Source organism: Cupriavidus sp. WGlv3 (assembly GCF_023952475.1).
Lineage (GTDB): Bacteria > Pseudomonadota > Gammaproteobacteria > Burkholderiales > Burkholderiaceae > Cupriavidus > Cupriavidus phytorum.
This window is the reverse complement of sequence record NZ_JALHRX010000016.1, coordinates 86,023-106,574: the sequence shown is the minus strand read 5'-3', so window position 1 is coordinate 106,574 and position 20,552 is coordinate 86,023. Positions and strand designations below refer to the sequence as shown.

The 20,552-nt window shown below is 68.8% G+C and carries 17 protein-coding genes; 9 read left to right on the top strand and 8 right to left on the bottom strand.

The annotated features are described in order from the left end of the window. Positions 1 to 8 precede the first annotated feature (8 nt). The 4 genes from MKD38_RS23160 to MKD38_RS23145 all read left to right on the top strand — a co-directional run bounded on the left by MKD38_RS23160 (position 9) and on the right by MKD38_RS23145 (position 3,468). Positions 9 to 362: an AtuA-related protein gene (locus MKD38_RS23160; protein ID WP_252680430.1), complete on the top strand. Its 354-nt coding sequence runs from the start codon at positions 9 to 11 to the stop codon at positions 360 to 362. Between the two features lie 42 nt (positions 363 to 404). Then, positions 405 to 1,370, top strand: a complete 966-nt coding sequence (locus tag MKD38_RS23155) for a Bug family tripartite tricarboxylate transporter substrate binding protein (protein ID WP_252680428.1) — start codon at positions 405 to 407, stop codon at positions 1,368 to 1,370. Between the two features lie 197 nt (positions 1,371 to 1,567). Next, positions 1,568 to 2,635 carry an MBL fold metallo-hydrolase gene (locus MKD38_RS23150; protein WP_252680426.1) on the top strand — a complete coding sequence of 356 codons (1,068 nt, stop codon included), beginning with the start codon at positions 1,568 to 1,570 and terminating at the stop codon, positions 2,633 to 2,635. 86 nt (positions 2,636 to 2,721) lie between these two features. Beyond that, the gene (locus tag MKD38_RS23145; RefSeq protein WP_252680424.1) at positions 2,722 to 3,468 is read left to right on the top strand and encodes an NADPH-dependent F420 reductase; all 747 of its coding nucleotides are present in this window, start codon (positions 2,722 to 2,724) and stop codon (positions 3,466 to 3,468) included. A gap of 32 nt (positions 3,469 to 3,500) precedes the next feature. On the opposite strand, the gene MKD38_RS23140 is transcribed toward MKD38_RS23145, so the two are convergent. Continuing rightward, on the bottom strand, positions 3,501 to 3,890 hold the full coding sequence (locus MKD38_RS23140; RefSeq protein WP_115682118.1) for a GNAT family N-acetyltransferase: 390 nt from the start codon (positions 3,888 to 3,890) through the stop codon (positions 3,501 to 3,503). A gap of 187 nt (positions 3,891 to 4,077) precedes the next feature. Here MKD38_RS23140 and MKD38_RS23135 point away from each other — a divergent pair, with 187 nt between their 5' ends. Further along, on the top strand, positions 4,078 to 5,577 hold the full coding sequence (locus tag MKD38_RS23135) for an AMP nucleosidase (RefSeq protein ID WP_252680422.1): 1,500 nt from the start codon (positions 4,078 to 4,080) through the stop codon (positions 5,575 to 5,577). Positions 5,578 to 5,655: 78 nt separating this feature from the next. Here the strand turns inward: MKD38_RS23135 and MKD38_RS23130 are convergent, their stop codons facing one another. Next, positions 5,656 to 6,297 (bottom strand): OmpW/AlkL family protein, encoded by a 642-nt coding sequence (locus MKD38_RS23130; RefSeq protein WP_252680420.1) that lies wholly within the window; start codon positions 6,295 to 6,297, stop codon positions 5,656 to 5,658. Between the two features lie 343 nt (positions 6,298 to 6,640). After that, positions 6,641 to 8,335 (bottom strand): 2-isopropylmalate synthase, encoded by a 1,695-nt coding sequence (leuA, locus tag MKD38_RS23125; RefSeq protein WP_252680418.1) that lies wholly within the window; start codon positions 8,333 to 8,335, stop codon positions 6,641 to 6,643. A gap of 604 nt (positions 8,336 to 8,939) precedes the next feature. Here leuA and MKD38_RS23120 point away from each other — a divergent pair. Next, positions 8,940 to 10,298 (top strand): hypothetical protein, encoded by a 1,359-nt coding sequence (locus MKD38_RS23120; protein WP_252680416.1) that lies wholly within the window; start codon positions 8,940 to 8,942, stop codon positions 10,296 to 10,298. A 339-nt stretch (positions 10,299 to 10,637) separates the two neighbouring features. Here MKD38_RS23120 and MKD38_RS23115 read toward each other — a convergent pair whose 3' ends face one another. The 4 genes from MKD38_RS23115 to MKD38_RS23100 all read right to left on the bottom strand — a co-directional run bounded on the left by MKD38_RS23115 (position 10,638) and on the right by MKD38_RS23100 (position 14,398). Beyond that, complete coding sequence (locus MKD38_RS23115) at positions 10,638 to 10,949, bottom strand: DUF6587 family protein (RefSeq protein ID WP_252680414.1); 312 nt, start codon at positions 10,947 to 10,949, stop codon at positions 10,638 to 10,640. Between the two features lie 14 nt (positions 10,950 to 10,963). Further along, on the bottom strand, positions 10,964 to 12,820 hold the full coding sequence (gene feoB, locus MKD38_RS23110; protein ID WP_252680412.1) for a ferrous iron transport protein B: 1,857 nt from the start codon (positions 12,818 to 12,820) through the stop codon (positions 10,964 to 10,966). Between the two features lie 14 nt (positions 12,821 to 12,834). Continuing rightward, positions 12,835 to 13,146: a FeoA family protein gene (locus MKD38_RS23105; RefSeq protein ID WP_252680497.1), complete on the bottom strand. Its 312-nt coding sequence runs from the start codon at positions 13,144 to 13,146 to the stop codon at positions 12,835 to 12,837. A gap of 316 nt (positions 13,147 to 13,462) precedes the next feature. Continuing rightward, positions 13,463 to 14,398: a LysR family transcriptional regulator gene (locus MKD38_RS23100; RefSeq protein WP_252680410.1), complete on the bottom strand. Its 936-nt coding sequence runs from the start codon at positions 14,396 to 14,398 to the stop codon at positions 13,463 to 13,465. A gap of 118 nt (positions 14,399 to 14,516) precedes the next feature. On the opposite strand from MKD38_RS23100, the gene MKD38_RS23095 reads away from it, so the two are divergent. The 3 genes from MKD38_RS23095 (at position 14,517) to MKD38_RS23085 (ending at position 18,597) form a co-directional block, all read left to right on the top strand. After that, positions 14,517 to 16,355: an acyl-CoA dehydrogenase family protein gene (locus tag MKD38_RS23095; RefSeq protein WP_252680407.1), complete on the top strand. Its 1,839-nt coding sequence runs from the start codon at positions 14,517 to 14,519 to the stop codon at positions 16,353 to 16,355. A gap of 123 nt (positions 16,356 to 16,478) precedes the next feature. Then, positions 16,479 to 17,453: a Bug family tripartite tricarboxylate transporter substrate binding protein gene (locus MKD38_RS23090; protein ID WP_252680405.1), complete on the top strand. Its 975-nt coding sequence runs from the start codon at positions 16,479 to 16,481 to the stop codon at positions 17,451 to 17,453. A gap of 22 nt (positions 17,454 to 17,475) precedes the next feature. Then, positions 17,476 to 18,597 carry a CaiB/BaiF CoA transferase family protein gene (locus tag MKD38_RS23085; protein WP_252680403.1) on the top strand — a complete coding sequence of 374 codons (1,122 nt, stop codon included), beginning with the start codon at positions 17,476 to 17,478 and terminating at the stop codon, positions 18,595 to 18,597. An 83-nt stretch (positions 18,598 to 18,680) separates the two neighbouring features. On the opposite strand, the gene MKD38_RS23080 is transcribed toward MKD38_RS23085, so the two are convergent. Then, positions 18,681 to 20,402, bottom strand: coding sequence for a lactate permease LctP family transporter (locus MKD38_RS23080; RefSeq protein WP_252680401.1), 1,722 nt, complete (start codon positions 20,400 to 20,402; stop codon positions 18,681 to 18,683). Positions 20,403 to 20,552 lie beyond the last annotated feature (150 nt).

The following is a 20,552-nucleotide window of genomic DNA, read 5'->3' as shown; positions in this document are numbered from 1 at the left end:
AGACCGCCATGACCGCCACCGCCGCGCTCTACCAGTTCGCCCATGGCCGCACCGGCGACAAGGGCGACCGTTCCAACATCAGCGTGATCGCCTATGACCCGCGCGACTTCGACCACCTGGTCGCGCACGTGACCGAAGACGCGGTGCGCGATCTGTTTCGCGAGCGCCGGCCCGCGGCGGTCACGCGCTACCTGGTGCCGTCGCTGCACGCGATGAATTTCGTGCTCGACGGCGTGCTCGATGGCGGCGTCAACGATGCGCTCAACCTCGACACCCACGGCAAGGCGCTGTCGTTCCGCCTGCTGCAGCTCGAGATCCCGCTGCCGCCGCGGCCCGCGCCGGGGGTTTCGGACCACCCTTGAACCCTTGCCTTCACCGATAACGATTTCAACAGGAGACCTCACATGCATCCGCTCTTCAAGCCACTGGCCGTTGCCGCGCTCGCGCTGATCCTGCCCGCGGGCCAGGCCTGGGCCGAGTTTCCCGACAAGCCGATCCGCTTCGTGGTGCCGTTTGCCGCGGGCAGCGCCACCGACCAGCTCGCGCGCGCCATCGGCCAGGCCATCACGGTGGACAGCAAGGTCACCGTGGTGGTCGACAACAAGCCCGGCGCCAACGGCTTTATCGCCGCGTCCGACGTGGCCAAGGCGGCGCCGGACGGCTATACCGTGCTGATCAGCACCAACACCACGCATGCGGCCAACGAGCACCTGTTCAAGAAGCTGCCCTACGACCCGGTCAAGGACTACGCGCCCATCACCGCGCTGGGACGCGGCGGCCAGATCATGGTGGTCAATCCGCAGGTGCCGGCCAAGACCGTGGGCGAGTTCATCGCGCTGGCACGGCAGCAGCCGGGCAAGCTCAGCTTCGGCAGCGGCAGCTCGTCGTCGCGCATTGCCGGCGAGCTGTTCCAGCAGATGGCGCAGGTGCAGCTGCTGCACGTGCCGTACAAGAGCAACCCGCTCGCCATCACCGACCTGCTCGGCAACCAGATCCAGATGATGATCACCGACACCGCCACCGGCCTGCCGCAGGTCAAGAGCGGCAAGCTGCGCGCGCTGGGCGTGTCGGGCAAGGCCCGCTCGCCGCTGGCGCCGGAAGTGCCGACCATCGATGAGGCCGGCGTCAAGGGTTACGAGATGAGCTACTGGTTCGCCGCCTACGCGCCCGCGGGGACGCCGCAGCCGGTGGTGGCCAAACTCAACGCGATGATGGTGAAGGCCGCACGCAGCGAGAGCGCCGCCGGCTTCTACAAGTCGAGCGGCACGGAGGTCTTCACCAGCACGCCCGCGGAACTGGCGAAGTTCCAGTCGCAGGAGTCTGGCAAGTGGGGCCGCATCATCAAGGCGGCGAATATACAGCCAGAGTAAAAACGGGGCGGCGCGAGCTCCCATGCATGGAAAACGGGGCCCATGGGGGGCCAAGCGGCCCCGTTTTTTACGCAGAAGTAGGTACGCTTTGACCCTTGCGGCCTTGTCGGGCAAGGCGGGGCTAAGATATGCGCTGGCCGCGCGCCCGCCGGCGCCGGCCTGTTCCTCGACAACACCAATCAGAACAGGATCAGGATATGAAGCTGCAGTCCATGGTGCGCCCTGCCACTTCCGGCCCGCGCCCGACGTTGCGTCCTACCTTGCACCGGGCCATCTCCAGCGCCGTCATCGCCATCGCCATGGGCGGCGCTGTGCTGGCCGCCGGCGAGGCCAGCGCGCAGACCGCCACGCCGCCGGCACAGCAGAAGACCCAGGTGCCGGGCTACTACCGCATGATGGTCGGCCAGCTGGAAGTCACCGCGCTCTATGACGGCTACATCGACCTGGACCCCAGGATCTTCAAGTACACCAGCGCGCGCGAGGTGCAGAGCCTGCTGGCGCGCATGTTCGTGGCCTCGACGCCGGGCATGCAGACCGCCGTCAACGCCTACCTGATCCATACCGGCAGCCGCCTGGTGCTGGTCGACACGGGCGCGGCCGGCTGCTTCGGACCGACGCTGGGACGCATCGGCGAGAACCTGCGCGCCGCGGGCTATGCACCCGAGCAGGTCGATACCGTGCTGCTGACGCACCTGCACGGCGACCATGCCTGCGGCCTGGCCACCGACGGCAAGGCCGCGTTCCCGAACGCCACGGTCTATGTCGACAAGGCCGACCTCGATTACTGGCTGAGCGATGCCAACGCCGCCGCCGCGCCGAAGGAGGCGCAGGGCCTGTTCGCCATGGCGCGTGCCGCGATCGCGCCGTACCAGGCGGCGCAGCGCCTGCGCACCTTCAATGGCGGCGCCAGTGGTGAGTCCATTCCCGAGCCTGTTCCCGGCGTACGCGTGGTGCCGGCCAACGGGCATACCCCGGGGCACAGCGGCTACCTGTTCACCTCGGGCAACGACAGCCTGCTGCTGTGGGGCGACATCGTGCACAACCACGCGTTGCAACTGCGCCGGCCGCAGGTGGCGATCGAGTTCGACGTCGACAGCCACCAGGCCGTGATCACGCGCAAGCGCATCCTGGAGCAGGCCGCCAGGGGCCGGTTGTGGGTAGGCGGCGCGCACATGCCGTTTCCTGGCCTGGGCCATGTGCGCCGCGATACCGCCGGCTATACGTGGGTGCCGGCCGAATATGGCCCGATCCGCAACGACCGCTAGCCACGCGCGGCGGCTTTTCGCCTAGAGTCATCCCAGGGGGCCACCACGCGTACCGGGCGGCGGCCCCGCCTGCCGGAGGACTTGCCATGCCTGCCAATGTGACCCGCCGCCGCTGGCTGCGCGCCGGCGCCGCGCTGCTGCTGGTCGCGCCACTGCCGCGCGCCGTGCGCGCCCAGCCCGGCCCGGCGCCGGCCCGCGAGGCAGCGGCGCAGCGCATCGGCGTGATCGGCTCGGGCCGCATCGGCGGCACCGTGGGCGGCTTGTGGGTCAAGGCCGGGCATCCGGTCCTGTTCTCGTCGCGGCACCCGGAGGCGCTCAAGCCGCTGGTCGAAGAATTGGGTACGCTCGCGCGCGCCGGCACGGTGGCCGAGGCCATTGCGTTCTCGGACGTGCTGTTCCTTGCCACGCCCTATGGCGCGCTGCCGCAACTCGCTCGTGACCATGCCGGCGCCTGGCAAGGCAAGATCGTGCTCGACGCCACCAACGCCTTCGAACACCGCGACGGCCCCATCGCCGACGAGGCCAGGCGCGACGGCATCGGCCTCACCACGGCGCGCTACCTGCGCGGCGCGCGCGTGGTGCGGGCCTTCAACTTCATGGGGGCGGCGCAGTTTGCCAGCGAGCATCACCGGCCCGGCGGGCTGGTGGCGGTGCCGATCGCTGGCGACGACCCGGCCGCGCTGCAGGTGGCGGCGCAGCTGGTGCGCGATGCGGGCTTCGAACCGGTGGTGGTGGGGCCGCTGGCCAGCGCCGATCGCTTCGCGCCGGGCGGGCCGCTGTTCCGGCAGGTGGGGACGGCCGACGAGTTCCGGCAGAAGATGGGGGGACGCTGACGCTGCGCCGGGGTGGTACTGGCCGGAGTGGTTCAGGGCCGGCGCCGCTCCATCGCGACCATCGAGGGCGTAAAGCCGAGCTGGCCGAAGAAGGCGGCTTCGGACGAGCGCGCCGCGCGCAGCATCCAGCTGATATCGGGATCGCTGCCGACGATATGCCGCACCAGGGCGCGGCCGATGCCGTGCCGGCGGTGGCCCGGCGCCACCACGACCATCGACAGGAAACCGTCGCAGACGTCGTCGCACAGCGCGCGGGCAAAGCCGACCACCTCGCCTTTCTCGACCGCCACGGCCACGCGCTGCGAATTGGCCACCAGTCGCGCGAATTTTTCGGGTCCGCCCACGCGGTGGGCCCAGCCATTGGCGATCAGTAGTTGTCTGGCTGCCTCGAGGTCTTCGGGCAACAAGTTACGGATTTCCATTGGCGGCTCTCCCAGCAAAGCATGTACGGCCCCTCGCCGCCCCTTGCCACCAGGGGCGCCGCGAGTCGAGAACGGCACGGCAAGCCGTGCTGCGCAATTGGCGGAGTGTAGCGAGCGGGCGCGGGCGCGTCAATTTGGCGCCTGGCGCGCCGGGGCGTCGCTCACGGCGACGCCCCGGCGCGGTATCATGGCCTCCATGAACGCCCCCGTCTTCTCCTCCGCGCATCCGGCCGACCAGCTCGCCGAGTTCACCGACGCGGATGCGGCGGTTGCCCGCATCCGCGAGATCTACGATGCATCGGTCGGCGCCGTGCGCGCACGCTTCGATGCCTTCGCCGACGGCAAGCCGTTGCCCTCGGCCGCGCATGCGTGCTATCCGTACCTGGGCATCTCGGTCAACATCGAGACCATGGTCACCGACAGCCGCCCGTCCTGGGGCACGGTGGCGTACCCCGGCGTATACGGCACCACGGTGACGCGCCCCGACCTGCTGGCCGACTACTACCGCGACCAGATCGAGCGGCTGATGCGCTATCACCGCGTGCCGGTGGTGGTGGGCCTGAGCCGGCGCCCGATCCCGCTGCCGTTCGTGATCGAAGCCTCCACCACCGACATCAGCTACACCCAGGCGCGCGAGCTGGAAGCGTCGTTCGTGCTGCCGGAACTGAACCGCATCGACGACGGCATTGCCAACGGCACCTACGAGCCGGTGCCGGGCGAAGCCTGGCCGCTGTCGCTGTTCCCCGCCGAGCGCGTGGACCTGGCGCTGCAGCGGCTCTACCACTACACCGGCACGGCGCCGCAGCACTTCCAGCGCTTCGTGCTGTTCACCAACTACCAGCGCTATGTCGACGAGTTCGTCGCGCTGGGGCGCGCGCTGATGGGTAATGGCAACGGCAATGGCGATGGCGGCGGCTACACGCGCTTCGTCGAGCCCGGCGACGTGGTGCAGGACCTGGGCGCGCCCGAACCCGACGACGCCACGCGTCCGCGCGTGCTGCCGCAGATGCCGGCCTACCACCTGGTGCGCGGCGACAAGCTGGGTGTGACGCTGGTCAATATCGGCGTAGGGCCGTCCAACGCCAAGACCATGACCGACCACCTTGCCGTGCTGCGCCCGCATTGCTGGCTGATGGTGGGCCACTGCGGCGGCCTGCGCCGCTCGCAGCAGCTCGGCGACTACGTGCTGGCGCACGCCTACGTGCGCGACGACCACGTGCTCGATCACGACCTGCCGCCATGGGTGCCGGTGCCGCCGATCGCCGAGATCCAGGTGGCGCTGCAGGAAGCCGTGGCGCGCGTGACCGGGCTGTCCGGCAACGAGATGAAGACGCGCATGCGCACCGGCACGGTGGTATCGACCGACGACCGCAACTGGGAGCTGAAGTCCAAGTCGCTGTATGCCCGCTTCAACCAGTCGCGCGCGATCGCCATCGACATGGAAAGCGCGGCGGTGGCCGCCAACGGCTTCCGCCTGCGCGTGCCGTATGGCACCCTGCTGTGCGTATCGGACAAGCCGCTGCATGGCGAACTCAAGCTGCGCGGCATGGCCAACGCGTTCTATCGACAGCGCGTCAGCCAGCACATGACCATCGGCCTGGAAGCGATCCGCATCCTGCGCGAGAACGGCGTCGAGCAGCTGCATTCGCGCAAGCTGCGCAGCTTTGACGAGCCGGCGTTCAGGTAGCGGTGCGCTGCGCCTTCTCGTGGAATGCAAAAGGCCGGCGCCCCAAGGGGCGCCGGCCTTTTTTATCGCGCGGCAGGATCAGAACCGATACCCCACCCCAACGCTGAACAGCCACGGATCGAGGCTCACCTTGGAGACCTTGACGTCCCCCGCCTTCACATCGCTCTTCAGCCAGATCTTCTTGATGTCGGCGTTCAGGAACCAGTTCCTGGTCAGCTTGTAGTCCATGCCGATCTGCAGCGCCGGCCCCACGCTCCAGCTATCCAGTTGCAGCGAGTTGTTGGCGAGGTTCTCGTCCCAGATGCGGGTGAAGTTCAGGCCCGCGCCGATATACGGACGGAAGGTGCCGTTGGGAATGAGGTGGTACTGCATCAGCAGCGTCGGCGGCAGGTGCTTGAAGGTGCCGATCTTGTTGCCGTCAAGATAGACGTTCTGCTTCTGCGGCACCGTCAGCACCAGTTCGGCGGCAAAGTTCGGCGTGAAGAAGTAGGTGACGTCGAGTTCGGGAATCCACTTGTTGTTGACCGTGATGCGGTCTGAACGGCCGACGCCGCCAACGGGATCCGAGCTGTGGGTCATGTCGAGGTAGGTGCCGCGCAGACGCACCATCCAGTTGCCCTGGGCGTCGTCCGCGGCGGCCGCGGGCGTGGCGAAGGCGCCGAGCATGGCGCAGGCGGCGATGGCCGAACAGGTGGCGGTGCGAAGAGACAGTGTTTTCATGAGGTCTGCTTGGTTTGTTATCGAAGCCGCGCCCAGTGTGGCCGAGCAGGCCGGCGGGGGCCTTGACACAAAACAAGCGGAACCAAATGGCGCGCGCGGCGTCGCGATCGCGCTACAACGCGGCACCACCAACGCGCCCTCGGACATCGCTTCTAACCACATGCGAAATGATTCGTAGCGCGGCCCGATGCTGCCGCTTACGCTGTGCGAAAGATCCGAGCACGCGCAACGCGTGTCCGGATCGCACCAGGCATGTCGTGGGCGTCCGCAAGGGCGCCTTTCCGGGTGTGCCCCGTGGGGGCGGGACACACCGGTTTTCTTGCGAAACGCTACACCTCAGGCATCAGGCCACGGCGGCGCTGGCCGTGGTGTGAGCGCCGCCAGCAACGCCCGCCTGCAGGCGCCGGTTCACGCCCGACAGCACCGCACGCAGCGACGCGGTGACGAGGTTGGCGTCGATGCCCGCGCCGAACCCGGTCGGCGAATCGCCCACGCGGACTTCGACGTAGCACGCTGCGCGCGCGTCGGCGCCGGCCGTCAGCGCATGCTCGTGGTAATCCATCACGCGCACCGGCAGCTCCAACGCATCGATAAAGGCGTCGATCGGGCCGTTGCCGCTGCCGCGCACGCTGCAGGGCTGGCCGTCGCGCTCCATCTGCACCGTGATCACGGTGGCGCCGGTGCTGTCGCTTGCCAGCTGGTGCGAGACATAGCGCAGCGGCGCCTCGCGTGCCAGGTACTCGCGCTGGAACAGGCCATGAAGGTCGTCCGCGCTCGCTTCCAGCCCGGTATCGTCGGTCATGGCCTGCACCGCGCGGCTGAACTCGATCTGCAGCCGGCGCGGCAGGTAGAGGCCGTGCACCTGTTCCAGCAGGTAGGCCATGCCGCCCTTGCCCGACTGGCTGTTGACGCGGATCACCGCGTCGTAGCTGCGGCCCAGGTCGGCCGGATCGATCGGCAGATAGGGCACTTCCCAGATCGCGTCCGGCTGCTGCTGCGCAAAGCCCTTGCGGATCGCATCCTGGTGCGAACCGGAAAACGCGGTGAACACCAGGTCGCCCACATACGGATGGCGCGGGTGCACCGGCAGCTGGTTGCAGTGCTCCACGCACTGGCGCACCGCATCGATGTCGGAGAAGTCGAGTTGCGGCGCCACGCCTTGCGTATAGAGGTTCAGCGCCAGCGTTACCAGGTCGACGTTGCCGGTGCGCTCGCCATTGCCGAACAGGCAGCCCTCGACCCGGTCGGCGCCCGCCATCAGCGCCAGCTCGGCCGCCGCCACCGCGGTGCCGCGGTCGTTGTGCGGGTGCACGGACAGCGCAATATGCTCGCGCCGCGCGAGGCGGCGGTGCATCCATTCGATCTGGTCGGCGAACACGTTGGGCGTGCTGCATTCCACCGTGGTCGGCAGGTTCAGGATCATCGGGCGGCCCGGTCCGGCCTGCCACGCGGCCGACACCGCGTCGCTGACTTCCAGCGAGAAATCGAGCTCGGCCAGGCTGAAGGTCTCGGGCGAATACTCGTAGGTCCAGGCGGTCTCGGGCATGGCATCGGTCAGCGCCTTGATCAGGCGCGTGCCCGATACCGCGACTTCCCTGATCTCGTCGCGCGAGGCATTGAAGACGATGCGCCGCCAGGCCGGTGCGATCGGGTTGTACAGGTGCACGATGGCGCGTGCCGCGCCGCGCACGGATTCGACGGTGCGGCGGATCAGGTCTTCGCGCGACTGCGTCAGCACGACGATGGTGACGTCGTCGGGGATGCGCCGTTCCTCGATCAGCATGCGCACGAAGTCGAAGTCGGTCTGCGAGGCGGCGGGGAACGCCACTTCGATTTCCTTCAGGCCGATCTTCACCAGCTGTTCGAACAAGCGCAGCTTGCGCGCCGGGTTCATCGGCTCGATCAGGGCCTGGTTGCCGTCGCGCAGGTCGGTGCTCATCCAGCGCGGCGCGCGCATGATGGCGCGGCCGGGCCAGGTGCGGTCAGCAAGGTCGACAGTGGCGGCGGGGCGGTACTTGGTGGCGGGGTTGACGAGCATACGGGGTCTCCTTCCTCGCAAGGGAAGATGAAAAATCGAAAAACGGGAAAAGGGTGGCGCAAGGCTGCCGAACTGCCACGGGGCCCTAGGCCCGGCAACCGATCGGTAGGCTTAGCAGTAGCGAGGAAGCGCGCAGGGCGCGGCCCGATGCCAGGGCAGCCAGCACGCGTGCGCGGGCAGCGATGCGGGACGCATCGGCAGCCTGGCGGGGAGTGCTGGTGTCACGGTTCATCGTGGCTGGAGTGGGAGGGGCCGCGGCCGCTCCGCGTGGGTGCGCATGCAGCGCAAGTCCATAGGAACGGGCAAGGTTAGTCGACAAGTCTCGACCTGGTCAAGCCTTGTGCGCGTGTCGTCGTGCACGGCAAACCGTCGTGGCCCGATCAGGGGATCGTGGAAACGGGCTGCGCCAAACGATGGGGGGGGCCGGCTGCGGCGGGGCCTGGCGGCCCCTGTTTTCCCTCGGCCGAATGGCGATGTCCTGCGCTGAATGGATGACTCGCGGCGGGGTTCTGTGCGCTGCACCTCAGTCCTCTGGCTGGTATTGCGCGGGCCACTTTGTGCCTAGGCTGATAGCGCGGGAAAAACACGACTGGGGGGAACAATCATGAGACTGAGAACGTGGGCATCCTGGCTGGCTGGTTCGGCCACGGCCTTGTTGCTGGCGGCATGCGGCGGTGGCGGTGGCAGCAGCGCGCCCGCCGCGCCGGCATCGGGCGGCACCACCACGCCGCTGACCTATACCGCGAAGATGAGCGTGACCTCGGGCGAGGTCGGTGTCGGCCGCACGCTGACCATCAGCGCGCTGGCCGTGGACAGCAACGGCATCGACGTATCGGGCAACACCACCTTCGACTGGACCAGCACCGACAGCGCCGTCGCCACCGTAGCGCCGGGCGCCGGCACGCCGGGCAGCGCCGTGGTCAGGGGCGTTGCGCCGGGCACCACCACCGTACAGGTGGTGGCCACGGTCCGGGGCACCGACAACACCACCGTGCAGCTGCCCGCGCAATCGGCGACCATCACCGTGGTGCCGGCATCTGCGCTGAGCTACACGCTGTCGCTGCCCGCCACCAGTTTGGCGATGAGCGACGGCCAGGAGCTGCCGGTCAAGGTGACGCTGCTCGACAGCAACGGCAGCGATGTGTCGGCCAGCGTCTCCAACTGGGCCTGGTCCAGCAGCGGCACCGCGGTCCAGGTCACGGCCAGCCAGAACAGCGCCACGCTGAAGGCCAGCAACGGCTCGCCGACGACCGCGGCCGCGGCCAGTGTCTCGGTGTCGGTGACCGCGCCTGACGGACACGCCCTCGCCGGCGTCATCGCGGTGACGGTGCAGAAGAACGGCGCCGCGGCCTATCGCGTGGTGACCACCAAGGGCGGGCGCGAGGTCAACGCGCTGCAGGTGTTCAGCAATCGTCCCGACACCTTCACCGCACGCGTGCTGCGCCACGACGGCCAGGACGTGACCGCGGATTTCGACGGCACCTGGAGCTACACGGCAAGCTCAGCGACGCTGTCCGCGACGGAAGCCGCGGGTACGCATGACGCCACGGTGCGCACCAGCCTGGCCGGCGACACTGGTCCGGTACAGGGCAGCCTGACCGTGACCGCGGTCAGCAGCAAGCTGGGCGAGCGCCGCAGCGCCACCCTGACGGTGACGGAAAACCCGCTGTGGGCACTGGTGGGCGACAACCAGGATCCGATCACGCTGCTGCTGCTGGCACCGATGCCGATCGAGGTGACCGCGCGCATGAAGCACCTGGGCGAAGATGCGCAGTTCAGCGCGTGCAAGGACTGGGCATGGTCCAGCACCGGGCCGGTGTCGTTGAGCCCAAGCATGGTGATGCTGCCCAACCAGGTGCGCGCCAGCGGCACCGGGCCCGGCGACTTCACCATCACCGCGACCTGCACCGCGGTCGCCGACAACACGCCGCTGAAGCTGGTCTTCTACGGTACGGTCAAGTAGGCGCCGGTATCCCGCGACTGGCGAAACGCCCTCCGGATGGAGGGCGTTTTGCTTTGCGAAGGCACAGGCGGTGTGGCAGGAATGCTTGGCAAAGGCGAAAGCGTACCCGTTTCTGCGTGCCCGTTTTCGACACTTCCCGGCAGGCGAGCGTGCAAAGCGTACCCAATTCTGCGTGCATGGGAGCAAGCCTTGCGAAGGGCTGGATTCACCAGCAAAAGGGCCCACGCCGCCGCCTGCAAAGACGTCCGGACGCGCGCACCCCGCCGCTTGCCGCGACCATGCGGCAGCAGCAAGCGTACCCGTTTCTGCGTGGAGGATGAGGGAGGAGAAAAGCGCGCTTCAGCGCTTGCGCACGAAGCGCACCACCTGCTCGGCAGGCTTGTCCTGGCTGGCCGGCGTGGTGGTATTGGCGCCGCAGGTATTGCAGCCGCCGTCGTCGCAGCCGCTGGCGCAGCCGGCCGCGGCCTGCGGGGCCAGCCAGCGGGCCAGGCGGCCGCGCCAGCCCGCGGCGGCGGGGCCGCCCAGGCGCGCCGCCAGCGCCGCCTTGACGCGCTCGCGCGTGCGCGGCGCGTAGCGCGACACCACCGATACCGCGCACGCCAGCACGATCAGCGGGACCAGCAGGGTTTCGATGGCGTGGTAGAGGCTCATGGCGGCGGCTGGCCTCAGCTGAACATCAGCGCGACGCGGTAGGTCACGAACGCGGCCAGGTAGGCCAGCGCGGTCAGGTAGGCGGCCGACAGCGCCATCACCTTCCAGGAGTCGGTCTCGCGCCGGATCACCGCCAGCGTGGAGATGCACTGCGGCGCGAACACGTACCACGCCAGCAGCGACAGCGCGGTGGCCAGCGACCATTGCGCGGCGATCATCGGTGCCAGTTGCGTGGCCACGGTCTCTTCGCTGCCCGACAGCGCGTATACCGTGGCCAGCGCGCCCACGGCGACTTCGCGCGCGGCCAGGCCCGGCACCAGCGCGATGCAGATCTGCCAGTTGAAGCCCACCGGCGCGAACACCTTCTGCAGCGCGTGGCCGATCATGCCGGCAAAGCTGTAGTCGATCGCCGGCGCGGTCGCGCCCTCGGGCGCGGACGGGAAGGTCGACAGGAACCACAGCAGCACCGTCAGCGCCAGGATCACCTTGCCGACGCGCGACAGGAAGATGCGGGTACGCTCCCACAGGCCGATCGCGATGTCGCGCGGATTGGGGATACGGTACGACGGCAGCTCCATCAGCAGCGGATGGTCGGTGCGGTCGCGGCGCAGGAACTTGAGCGCATAGGCCACCACCAGCGCGCTGACGATGCCGGCCACGTAGAGCGCGAACAGCACCAGCCCCTGCAGGTTGAACAGGCCCATCACGGTGCGCTCGGGGATGAACGCGCCGATCAGCAGCGCATAGACCGGCAGCCGCGCCGAGCAGGTCATCAGCGGCGCCACCAGGATGGTGGTGAGCCGGTCGCGTGGGTCCTGGATGGTGCGCGTGGCCATGATGCCGGGGATGGCGCAGGCAAAGCTCGACAGCAGCGGGATGAACGAGCGCCCCGACAGCCCCGCGCCCATCATCAGGCGGTCGAGCAGGAACGCCGCGCGCGGCAGGTAGCCGGATTCTTCCAGCGTCAGGATGAACAGAAACAGGATCAGGATCTGCGGCAGGAACACCACCACGCTGCCCAGCCCGGCGACCAGGCCATCGACCAGCAGGCTCTTGAGCATGCCGTCGGGCAGCCAGGCGCCCAGCATCTCGCCGGCCCAGTGCACGCCGCCCTCGATGCCGTCCATCAGCGGCTCGGCCCAGGAGAACACCGCCTGGAACATCAGGAACAGCAGCACCGCCAGCAGCAGCAGGCCGAATACCGGATGCAGCACGATGCGGTCGATGCGGTCGTCCAGCGCGGCGGTGCGCGCCGGCATGCTCACCGCGGCCGACAGCAGGCGGTTGACTTCGGCATGCACGTCGAAGTCAGGGCCGGAGGCAGTGCCAGCCGGCGGGGCCGGCGGCAGCGTGGCATCGAGCAGGCTGACCAGCGCCGCGGCGCCGTCGCGCCGGACCGCCACGGTGCTGACCACCGGCACGCCGAGCGCGGCCGACAACTTGTCGCGGTCAATCTGGATGCCGCGGCGCGCGGCCGCGTCGCTCATATTGAGCACCACCACCATCGGCAGCCCCAGCTGGCGCAGTTCCAGCACGAAGCGCAGGTGCAGGCGCAGGTTGGTGGCGTCGACCACCGACACCAGCAGGTCCGGGCGCGCTTCGCCGGCGCGCTGGCCCAGGCAGACATCGCGCGTGATGGCTTCATCCAGGCTGGCCGCATGCAGGCTGTAGGCGCCGGGCAGGTCCAGGATGCGCACCTGGCGCCCGGCCGGCGACACGAAGTAGCCTTCCTTGCGCTCGACGGTGACGCCGGCGTAGTTGGCCACCTTCTGGCGGCTGCCGGTCAGGCGGTTGAACAGTGCGGTCTTGCCGCAATTGGGATTGCCGACCAGCGCAATGCGCAGGGCAGAAGGGGAAGCAGCTGCAGACATAATCCGGGGAAGGCTCAGGCGGTCCGCTGGGCGGACGGTTGGGCAGTCTCGTCGCCCTGCGTGGCGGGGGCGATGCGGGTGACCGAGGCGCTGGCGATTTCCACGCCGATGCGCGCCGCCTCCGAGCGGCGCAGCGCAAAGCGCGTGAAGCCTACCTGCGCCACCAGCGGGTCCATGCCGAACGGCCCGTAGGCGATGACCTGCACGGCTTCGCCGGCAACGAAGCCCAGTTCGCGCAGGCGGCGCGCAACCGGATCCCCAGGGGTGGCGTCGTCCACCGATTGCACTACGGCGGGCGTGCGCCGTGGAAGTTCAGACAACCGCATCATGCTTCCAGTCCGTGGCGCGGCCTGCCGCCAAGCGGTCGGTGCGACCGCGCCGGGGTGTGTAAATGAAAATCGTTTTCATTGTATCGCAAATGAGGCTTTGCGTTGCCCCCTCAAAGGATGGGCAAGCCTGCCATTGCCGCACCGGGGCGCGGCAGGAGGCGAATGATAACCGCTCAGGGGGCGGATAGCTGAGCGCGCAGCGAGCGCGAGTGCGGCGTGCTGCATCGATCAATTACTACAATTGCGTTATTGGATTCCGTAAGCCAGCGGCGTTAAGCTCGCAGCACGCTGAACACCCCGTTCCACGCGTACTTCACAAGCCATCGGTCCCTGGACCGGTGGCTTTTTCTTTATGGCTGCGCTTCGGCTCCCCCGCCTTGCCCGCCACCATGGCGACGAAGTGGTCGCGCGCCGGATGGTCCGGCGCGGTCTTCCAGGCGCAATAGACCTCCGAGCGCACCGCCGCCTCCGCCAGCGGCCGGAACGCCGCGCCGGCCATGCCGGAGCGCGCCAGCGCCGCCGGCACCACCGCCACGCCCATGCCCTGCGACACCAGCGACACCACCGACAGCCAGTGCCGCACCTCGTGCCGGATCTGCGGGAAGAAGCCTTGCGCGGCGCACATGTCGAAGATACGGCTGTAATAGTCGGGCGAGGCCTTGCGCGAGAACAGCACGAACGGTTCGCCGCGCAAGGACGTCAGCGGCAGTTCCGCCAGCCCGGCCAGCGCGTGGTCGGCGGGCAGGCAGCAGACGAACGGCTCGGCGTGCACCAGCGTGGCCTGCAGCGCGTCCGGCACCCGGCCGGTGTGGATGAAGGCGGCGTCGAGCTCGTCATGCAGCAGCGCGTCGATCTGTTCCTGCGAGTTCAGCTCGGTCAGCGCCACGTGGATGCCGGGATAGGCCGCCTCGAACTCGCGCAACGTCTGCGGCAGCCCGCGGTACAGCATCGAGCCAACAAAGCCCACGCGCAGGCGGCCGATGGCGCCCGCTTCGATCTCGCGCGCCAGCACCCGCGCGGCCTCGGCCTGCGCCAGCAGCGCCGTGGCCGATTCGCGGAAGGCCCGCCCGGCCGCGGTCAGCCGCACGCCGCGGCTGTCGCGGTCGAACAGCCGTGCCCCGACCGAAGCCTCGAGCTGCTGGATATTGAGCGACAGCGGCGGCTGCGAGATGGCCAGCCGGCGCGCGGCGCGGCCAAAGTGCAGTTCCTCGGCCAGCACGAGGAAGTAACGCAGGTGGCGGAATTCCATGGCGATACAGAAATTATATGGATCAAGCCAATTTTAGAATTAGACGCAAATCCTTGGGGTTTAAATAATGGAGGCCAAAGGGGCCGCAAGCCGGCACCGCCATACCAGGAGACCTGCCATGCCATCCAGCGCTGTGCGCGACATCCCCCAGCAACACCAGGCCGCACCCGCCGCACCTGCTGCACCCGCTGCACCCGCTGCACCCGCTGCAGCCGCCGTCCATCCGGTGCCCGACCGCCAGGGCGGCAGCCTGCTCGCTGCCGACCCGGACCTGCGCGCGCTACTGCCGCTGTACCTGCCGCCCGACCTGTTCAACCACCTGTTGCCCCATCTCGAGCGCATGGGCGCGCTGGCCGGCGGCGTGCTCGACGAGCTGGCCGGCGTGGCCGATCGCAACCCGCCGGAACTGACTTACCGCACCCGCGCCGGCGTGGATGCGCAGCGCATCGACAAGCACCCGGCCTATGTCGAGATGGAGCGCGTGGCCTTTGCCGAATTCGGGCTCGCCGCGGCGTCGCACCGCGGCGGCGTGCTGGGCTGGGACAAGCCCATGCCGCCGGCGGCCAAGTACGCGCTCACATATTTGTTTGTGCAGGCTGAATTCGGCCTGTGCTGCCCGCTGTCGATGACCGATTCGCTGACGCGCACGCTGCGCAAGTTCGGCGACCCGGCGCTGGTCGGGCGCTTCCTGCCCAACCTGACCACGCAGGTCTTTGACGACCTGTACCAGGGCGCGATGTTCATGACCGAACAGGGCGCCGGCTCCGACGTCGCCGCCACCGCCACCCGCGCGGTGCGCGATGCCTCGGCCGAGGGCGGCTGGCGCCTGCATGGCGACAAGTGGTTCTGCTCCAACCCCGATGCCGCGCTGGCGATGGTGCTGGCGCGCGTGGAAGACGAGGCCGGCAATGCCGTGCCCGGCCACAAGGGCGTGTCGCTGTTTCTGCTTTCGCGCCAGCTGGAAGACGGCAGCGCCAACCACTACCGCATCATCCGGCTCAAGCACAAGCTGGGCACGCGCTCGATGGCCAGCGGCGAGATCCGTCTGGAAGGCGCGCACGCCTACCTGGTCGGCGAGCCCGGCCGCGGCTTCGTGCAGATGGCCGACATGATCAACAACTCGCGCCTGTCCAACGGCGTGCGCGCCGCCGGGCTGATGCGCCGCGCGCTGACCGAGGGCCTGTTCATCGCGCGCGAGCGCCAGGCCTTCGGCAAGCGCCTGCAGGACATGCCGCTGATGCGCCGCCAGCTGCTCAAGCTGACGCTGCCCACCGAGCAGGCGCGCACCATGGTGTTCCAGACCGCCGAGGCGCTGCGCCGCGCCGACGCGGGCGAGCCCGATGCCTACGCGCTGATGCGCATCCTGACCCCGCTGATCAAGTTCCGCGCCTGCCGCGACGCGCGCAAGGTCACCGGCGACGCCATGGAGATTCGCGGCGGCTGCGGCTATATCGAGGAATGGAGCGACCCGCGCCTGGTGCGCGACGCCCACCTGGGCTCGATCTGGGAAGGCACCAGCAATATCGTCGCGCTCGACGTGCTGCGCGCGGTCCGGCGCGAGGGCGCGTTGCCGGTGCTGCAAGCGCACCTGGCCGGGCTGCTGGCCGATACCCCGATGCAGGCCGGTGCCCGCGCCGTATTCGAAGGCGCCATCGCCACCGCCGCGAAGCTGGCCGCTCAGGCCGCCGCGGCCGGCGCCGACGGCGAGCTGCTGGCGCGCCAGGCAGCCTCGGCGCTGTACCACGTGACCAGCGCGGTGGCGATGGCCTGGGAAGCCGGGCGCATCGGCTCGGTGCGGCGCATGCGGCTGGCGCAGCTGGTGCTGCGCCACCGCGTGCTGCCGCAGGACCCGCTCGCCGCAAGCGAGGAGCCGGCATGGCTGGCCGAAACGGTGGCGCCCGCCGACGATGGCGCGGTGCGCGCGGCCGGCGCGGTCGATGCGGTCAACGTGTTCTGACGCCGCAACCTGAACCCATTGTTCGCTCCCTCTCCCGAAGCGGGAGAGGGAGCACCCCGCCCGAAGACGCCCCAACCATCCCGCACACCCCGCGGGAGACGTCCTACACCAGGAGACAACGCCATGAAACTCTGGCACCGCGTCGCGGCCATCGCCGCGTGTTCGCTGTTTATCGCCCCCGCCTTCGCGCAGAAGGACTTTCCGTCCAAGCCGATCATGATGGTGGTCACCTATCCGCCGGGCGGCCCCACCGATGCCATGGCGCGCACGCTCGCCGCCGCGCTCAAGACCAGCCTCGGCCAGCCGGTGGTGGTCGAGAACCGTGCCGGCGCCGGCGGCAATATCGGCGCCGAGGCGGTGGCGCGCGCCGAGCCCGACGGCTACACGCTGATGTTCGGCACCTCGGCGCCGCTGGCGATCAACGTCAGCCTGTACCGCAAGATCAACTACGATCCGGTCAAGAGCTTTACCCCGGTGATCCAGATCGGCCAGCTGCCCAACGTGCTGGTGGTCAATCCGTCGGTGCCGGCCAGGAACGTCAACGAGCTGATTGCCTATGGCAAGGCCAACCCGGGCAAGCTGACCTATGCCTCGTCCGGCAATGGCGCTTCGTCGCACCTGGCGGGCGTGCTGTTCAACAACGTCACCGGCACCGATTTCCAGCACATCCCGTACAAGGGCACCGGCCCCGCGCTGAACGACCTGCTGGGCGGTCAGGTCAGCATGACCTTCACCGACGTGCTGACGGCGATGCCCTTCATCAAGAGCGGCAAGGTGCGCGCGCTAGGCGTGACCACCAAGGCCCGCTCGCAGGCGCTGCCGGAGGTGCCGACGGTGGCCGAGCAGGGCGTGCCGGGGTTCGACGTGTCGGTGTTCTTCGGCGTGGTCGCGCCGGCCGGCACGCCGGCGGAGGTGATCGGCAAGCTCAACCGCGCCTTTGCCGAGGCGCTGAAGCAGCCCGATGTGCGCAAGACCCTGCAGGCGCAAGGCCTGGAGTTCGCACCGTCGACCACGCCGGAGCAGCTCGGCAGCTTCGTCAAGGCCGAGGTGGGCAAGTGGCGCGCCGTGGTGCAGAAGTCCGGCGCCCAGCTCGATTGACGACGCCAAGGGAATCGCAGCCATGACCCAAGCCAATCCCGGCGCGCTTGCCGGCATCCGCGTGGTCGACCTGTCGCGCATCCTGGGCGGCCCGTACTGCGGACAGATCCTGGGCGACCACGGCGCCGACGTGCTCAAGATCGAACCGCCGCAGGGCGACGACACCCGTACCTGGGGTCCGCCGTTCAGGGACGGCGTCGCCTCCTACTACTTCGGCCTGAACCGCAACAAGCGCGTAATGCGGCTGGACCTGACCGCCGCAGCCGACCGCGAGGTGCTGCTGGCCCTGCTGGCCGAGGCCGACGTGCTGGTCGAGAACTTCAAGACCGGCACGCTGGAGAAGTGGGGGCTGGGCTATGACGTGCTGTCGGAGCGCTTCCCGCGGCTGGTGCATTGCCGCGTGTCGGGCTTCGGCGCCGACGGCCCGCTGGGCGGCCTGCCTGGCTACGATGCCGCGATCCAGGCCATGTCGGGCATCCTGAGCATCAACGGCGAGGCCGATGGCGATCCGCTGCGCGTGGGCTTGCCGGTGGTCGACATGGTGACCGGGCTCAACGCCGTGATTGGCGTGCTGCTGGCGCTGCAGGAGCGCGCCCGCAGCGGGCGCGGGCAGTTCGTCGAGGCCGCGCTCTATGACTCGGGACTGTCGCTGCTGCATCCGCACGCGGCCAACTGGTTCATGAGCGGCAAGACGCCGCAGCGCACCGGCAATGCGCATCCCAACATCTATCCATACGACACCGTCGCCACCGCCACCGACCCGGTCTTCCTGGCGGTGGGCAACGACCGGCAGTTCCGCATCCTGTGCGAGCACCTGCAGGTGCCGGCGCTGGCCGACGACCAGCGCTACGCCACCGCCGGCGCGCGTTCGGTCAATCGCGTGGCGCTCAAGGCCGAACTGGAAGCGCGCATGCGCACGCTCGACGGCAAGGCGCTGGCGGATACGCTGGTGGCCGCGGGCGTGCCGTGCGCGCCGGTGCTGTCGGTGGCCGATGCCTTGCAGCATCCGCATACGCGGCACCGCGAGATGGTGGTGGAGATGGAAGGAGGGTACCAGGGGCTGGGGGCGCCGGTGAAGCTGAGCCGGACGCCGGCGACGTACCGGTATGCGCCGCTCACTGAAGGGGACGAGTTCCTGGAGTAGAGGCGACGTGGCCAACTTTCACCGCCGGTTTGCTCCCTCTCCCGCTTGCGGGAGAGGGAGCACGCAAGCGGAAGAATTCGGGGTCACCCCGGAATCATCCCCGGCAGCCAATACGCCTGCACCATCGTCATCATTCCGATGATCACCGCGAACAGCAGGCTGTGCTTCACGGTGAAGCGGAACAGTTCCGACTCCTTGCCCACCAGCCCGGTCGCCGCGCAGGCCACCGCGATCGATTGCGGCGAGATCATCTTGGCGGTGACGCCGCCGGTGGTGTTGGCCGCGACCATCAGCGTGTCGGACACGCCGATCTGGTGCGCGGTGGTGTTCTGCAGCGCGCAGAACAGCGCATTCGACGAGGTGTCGGACCCGGTCAGGAACACCCCCAGCCAGCCCAGGAACGGCGAGAAGAACGGGAACGCCGCACCCGTGCCGGCCAGCAGCAGCGCCAGGGTCGAAGACATGCCCGAGTAGTTGGCGACGAAGGCGAACGCCAGCACCAGCCCGATCGACAGCACCGGGCGCGCCAGTTCCACCAGCGTTTCGCCGAACGTGGCCAGCAGGTCGCGCGGCTTCATGCGCAGCAGCACGGCGGAGATCAGCGCGGTCAGCAGGATCGCGGTGCCGACGGCGGAGAGCAGGTCGATCTTCAGCACCGCGTCATAGGCCTTGGGCGTGGTTACGATCGGCGCGGCCTTGATCACCAGCTGGTCCAGGCCCGGGACCTTGAACTTCAGCACCGTGCCCGCCAGCGGGCCGTTGGCGGCGAACAGCGCCTTGAACGGCTGCAGGCTCCACACCGTGACGATGGCGGTCAGGATGCCGAACGGCGCCCACGCGCGCAGCGTTTGCGCGAGCGTGTAGGGCGACGCCTTGCGGCTCTGCACCGCGCCGCCAAAACCGCCGCCAATATCGCCGCCAAAGCCCGCCAGCGCGACCGTGCCGCCACTGACGTTGCCGGCGCTGCCGCCAGCACGCTGCGATGCGCTGCGCGGCTGCCACACCTTCAGGAACGCCGCCAGGGATACGAGGCTGACCAGCGCCGAGGTGATGTCCGGCAGTTCCGGCCCGATATGGTTGGAGGTGAAGTACTGCGTCACGGCAAAGCTGCCGCCGCACACCAGCGCCGCCGGCCAGGTCTCGCGCACGCCCTTGGCGCCGTCCATCATGAACACCAGCCAGAACGGCACCAGCAGCGACAGCAGCGGCAACTGGCGACCGGCCATGGCGCCGATATGGAACGGGTCCAGGCCCGTCACCTGCCCGGCCACGATGATGGGAATGCCCATCGCGCCGAACGCCACCGGCGCGGTATTGGCGATCAGACACAGCCCCGCCGCGTACAGCGGATTGAAACCCAGCCCCACCAGCAGCGCCGCGGTGATCGCCACCGGCGCGCCGAAGCCCGCCGCACCTTCCAGGAAGGCGCCGAAGGCAAAGCCGATCAGCAGCATCTGCAGGCGCTGGTCGTCGGTGATCGACAGCACCGAGGCGCGGATCACGTCGAACTGGCCGGTCTTGACCACGATCTTGTAGAGGAACACCGCGGTCACGATGATCCACGCAATCGGCCACAGCCCGTAGGCAAAGCCGAAGCCGGCCGAGGCCAGCGCCTGCTGCGCGGGCATGCCATAAGCGAAGATCGCCACGGCCAGCGCCAGCAGCAGCGTCACCGCCGCGGCGACATGGCCCTTCATGCGCCAGACCGCGAGCGCGATGAAGAAGAACACGATGGGGATCGCTGCCGCCAGCGAGGACAGCCACAGGCTGCCTAGCGGTGTGTAGAGTTGGGTCCAGGGTTGCAAGGGTAGTCTCCTGATTTGGTGGTGGTTCGGGAAAGCTTTGTTGTTCTGAAAAGCGCGGTGGCGTCAGCCCGCGCGTTTGTGTGCTCCCTCTCCCGCACGCGGGAGAGGGGAGCAAACAAGCGGGTGTGGGGAAGCGTCAGCGCTGTACTG

Bases quoted from the DNA above. Each gene is read 5' to 3' on its own strand.
- MKD38_RS23155 (WP_252680428.1), top strand. From the start codon at position 405: ATGCATCCGCTCTTCAAGCCACTGGCCGTTGCCGCGCTCGCGCTGATC.
- MKD38_RS23095 (WP_252680407.1), top strand. From the start codon at position 14,517: ATGCCATCCAGCGCTGTGCGCGACATCCCCCAGCAACACCAGGCCGCA.
- MKD38_RS23115 (WP_252680414.1), bottom strand. From the start codon at position 10,949: ATGAGCCTCTACCACGCCATCGAAACCCTGCTGGTCCCGCTGATCGTG.
- MKD38_RS23130 (WP_252680420.1), bottom strand. From the start codon at position 6,297: ATGAAAACACTGTCTCTTCGCACCGCCACCTGTTCGGCCATCGCCGCC.
- leuA (WP_252680418.1), bottom strand. From the start codon at position 8,335: ATGCTCGTCAACCCCGCCACCAAGTACCGCCCCGCCGCCACTGTCGAC.
- MKD38_RS23160 (WP_252680430.1), top strand. From the start codon at position 9: ATGACCGCCACCGCCGCGCTCTACCAGTTCGCCCATGGCCGCACCGGC.
- MKD38_RS23090 (WP_252680405.1), top strand. From the start codon at position 16,479: ATGAAACTCTGGCACCGCGTCGCGGCCATCGCCGCGTGTTCGCTGTTT.
- MKD38_RS23140 (WP_115682118.1), bottom strand. From the start codon at position 3,890: ATGGAAATCCGTAACTTGTTGCCCGAAGACCTCGAGGCAGCCAGACAA.
- feoB (WP_252680412.1), bottom strand. From the start codon at position 12,820: ATGTCTGCAGCTGCTTCCCCTTCTGCCCTGCGCATTGCGCTGGTCGGC.
- MKD38_RS23100 (WP_252680410.1), bottom strand. From the start codon at position 14,398: ATGGAATTCCGCCACCTGCGTTACTTCCTCGTGCTGGCCGAGGAACTG.
- MKD38_RS23135 (WP_252680422.1), top strand. From the start codon at position 4,078: ATGGCCTCCATGAACGCCCCCGTCTTCTCCTCCGCGCATCCGGCCGAC.
- MKD38_RS23120 (WP_252680416.1), top strand. From the start codon at position 8,940: ATGAGACTGAGAACGTGGGCATCCTGGCTGGCTGGTTCGGCCACGGCC.
- MKD38_RS23150 (WP_252680426.1), top strand. From the start codon at position 1,568: ATGAAGCTGCAGTCCATGGTGCGCCCTGCCACTTCCGGCCCGCGCCCG.
- MKD38_RS23105 (WP_252680497.1), bottom strand. From the start codon at position 13,146: ATGCGGTTGTCTGAACTTCCACGGCGCACGCCCGCCGTAGTGCAATCG.
- MKD38_RS23085 (WP_252680403.1), top strand. From the start codon at position 17,476: ATGACCCAAGCCAATCCCGGCGCGCTTGCCGGCATCCGCGTGGTCGAC.
- MKD38_RS23145 (WP_252680424.1), top strand. From the start codon at position 2,722: ATGCCTGCCAATGTGACCCGCCGCCGCTGGCTGCGCGCCGGCGCCGCG.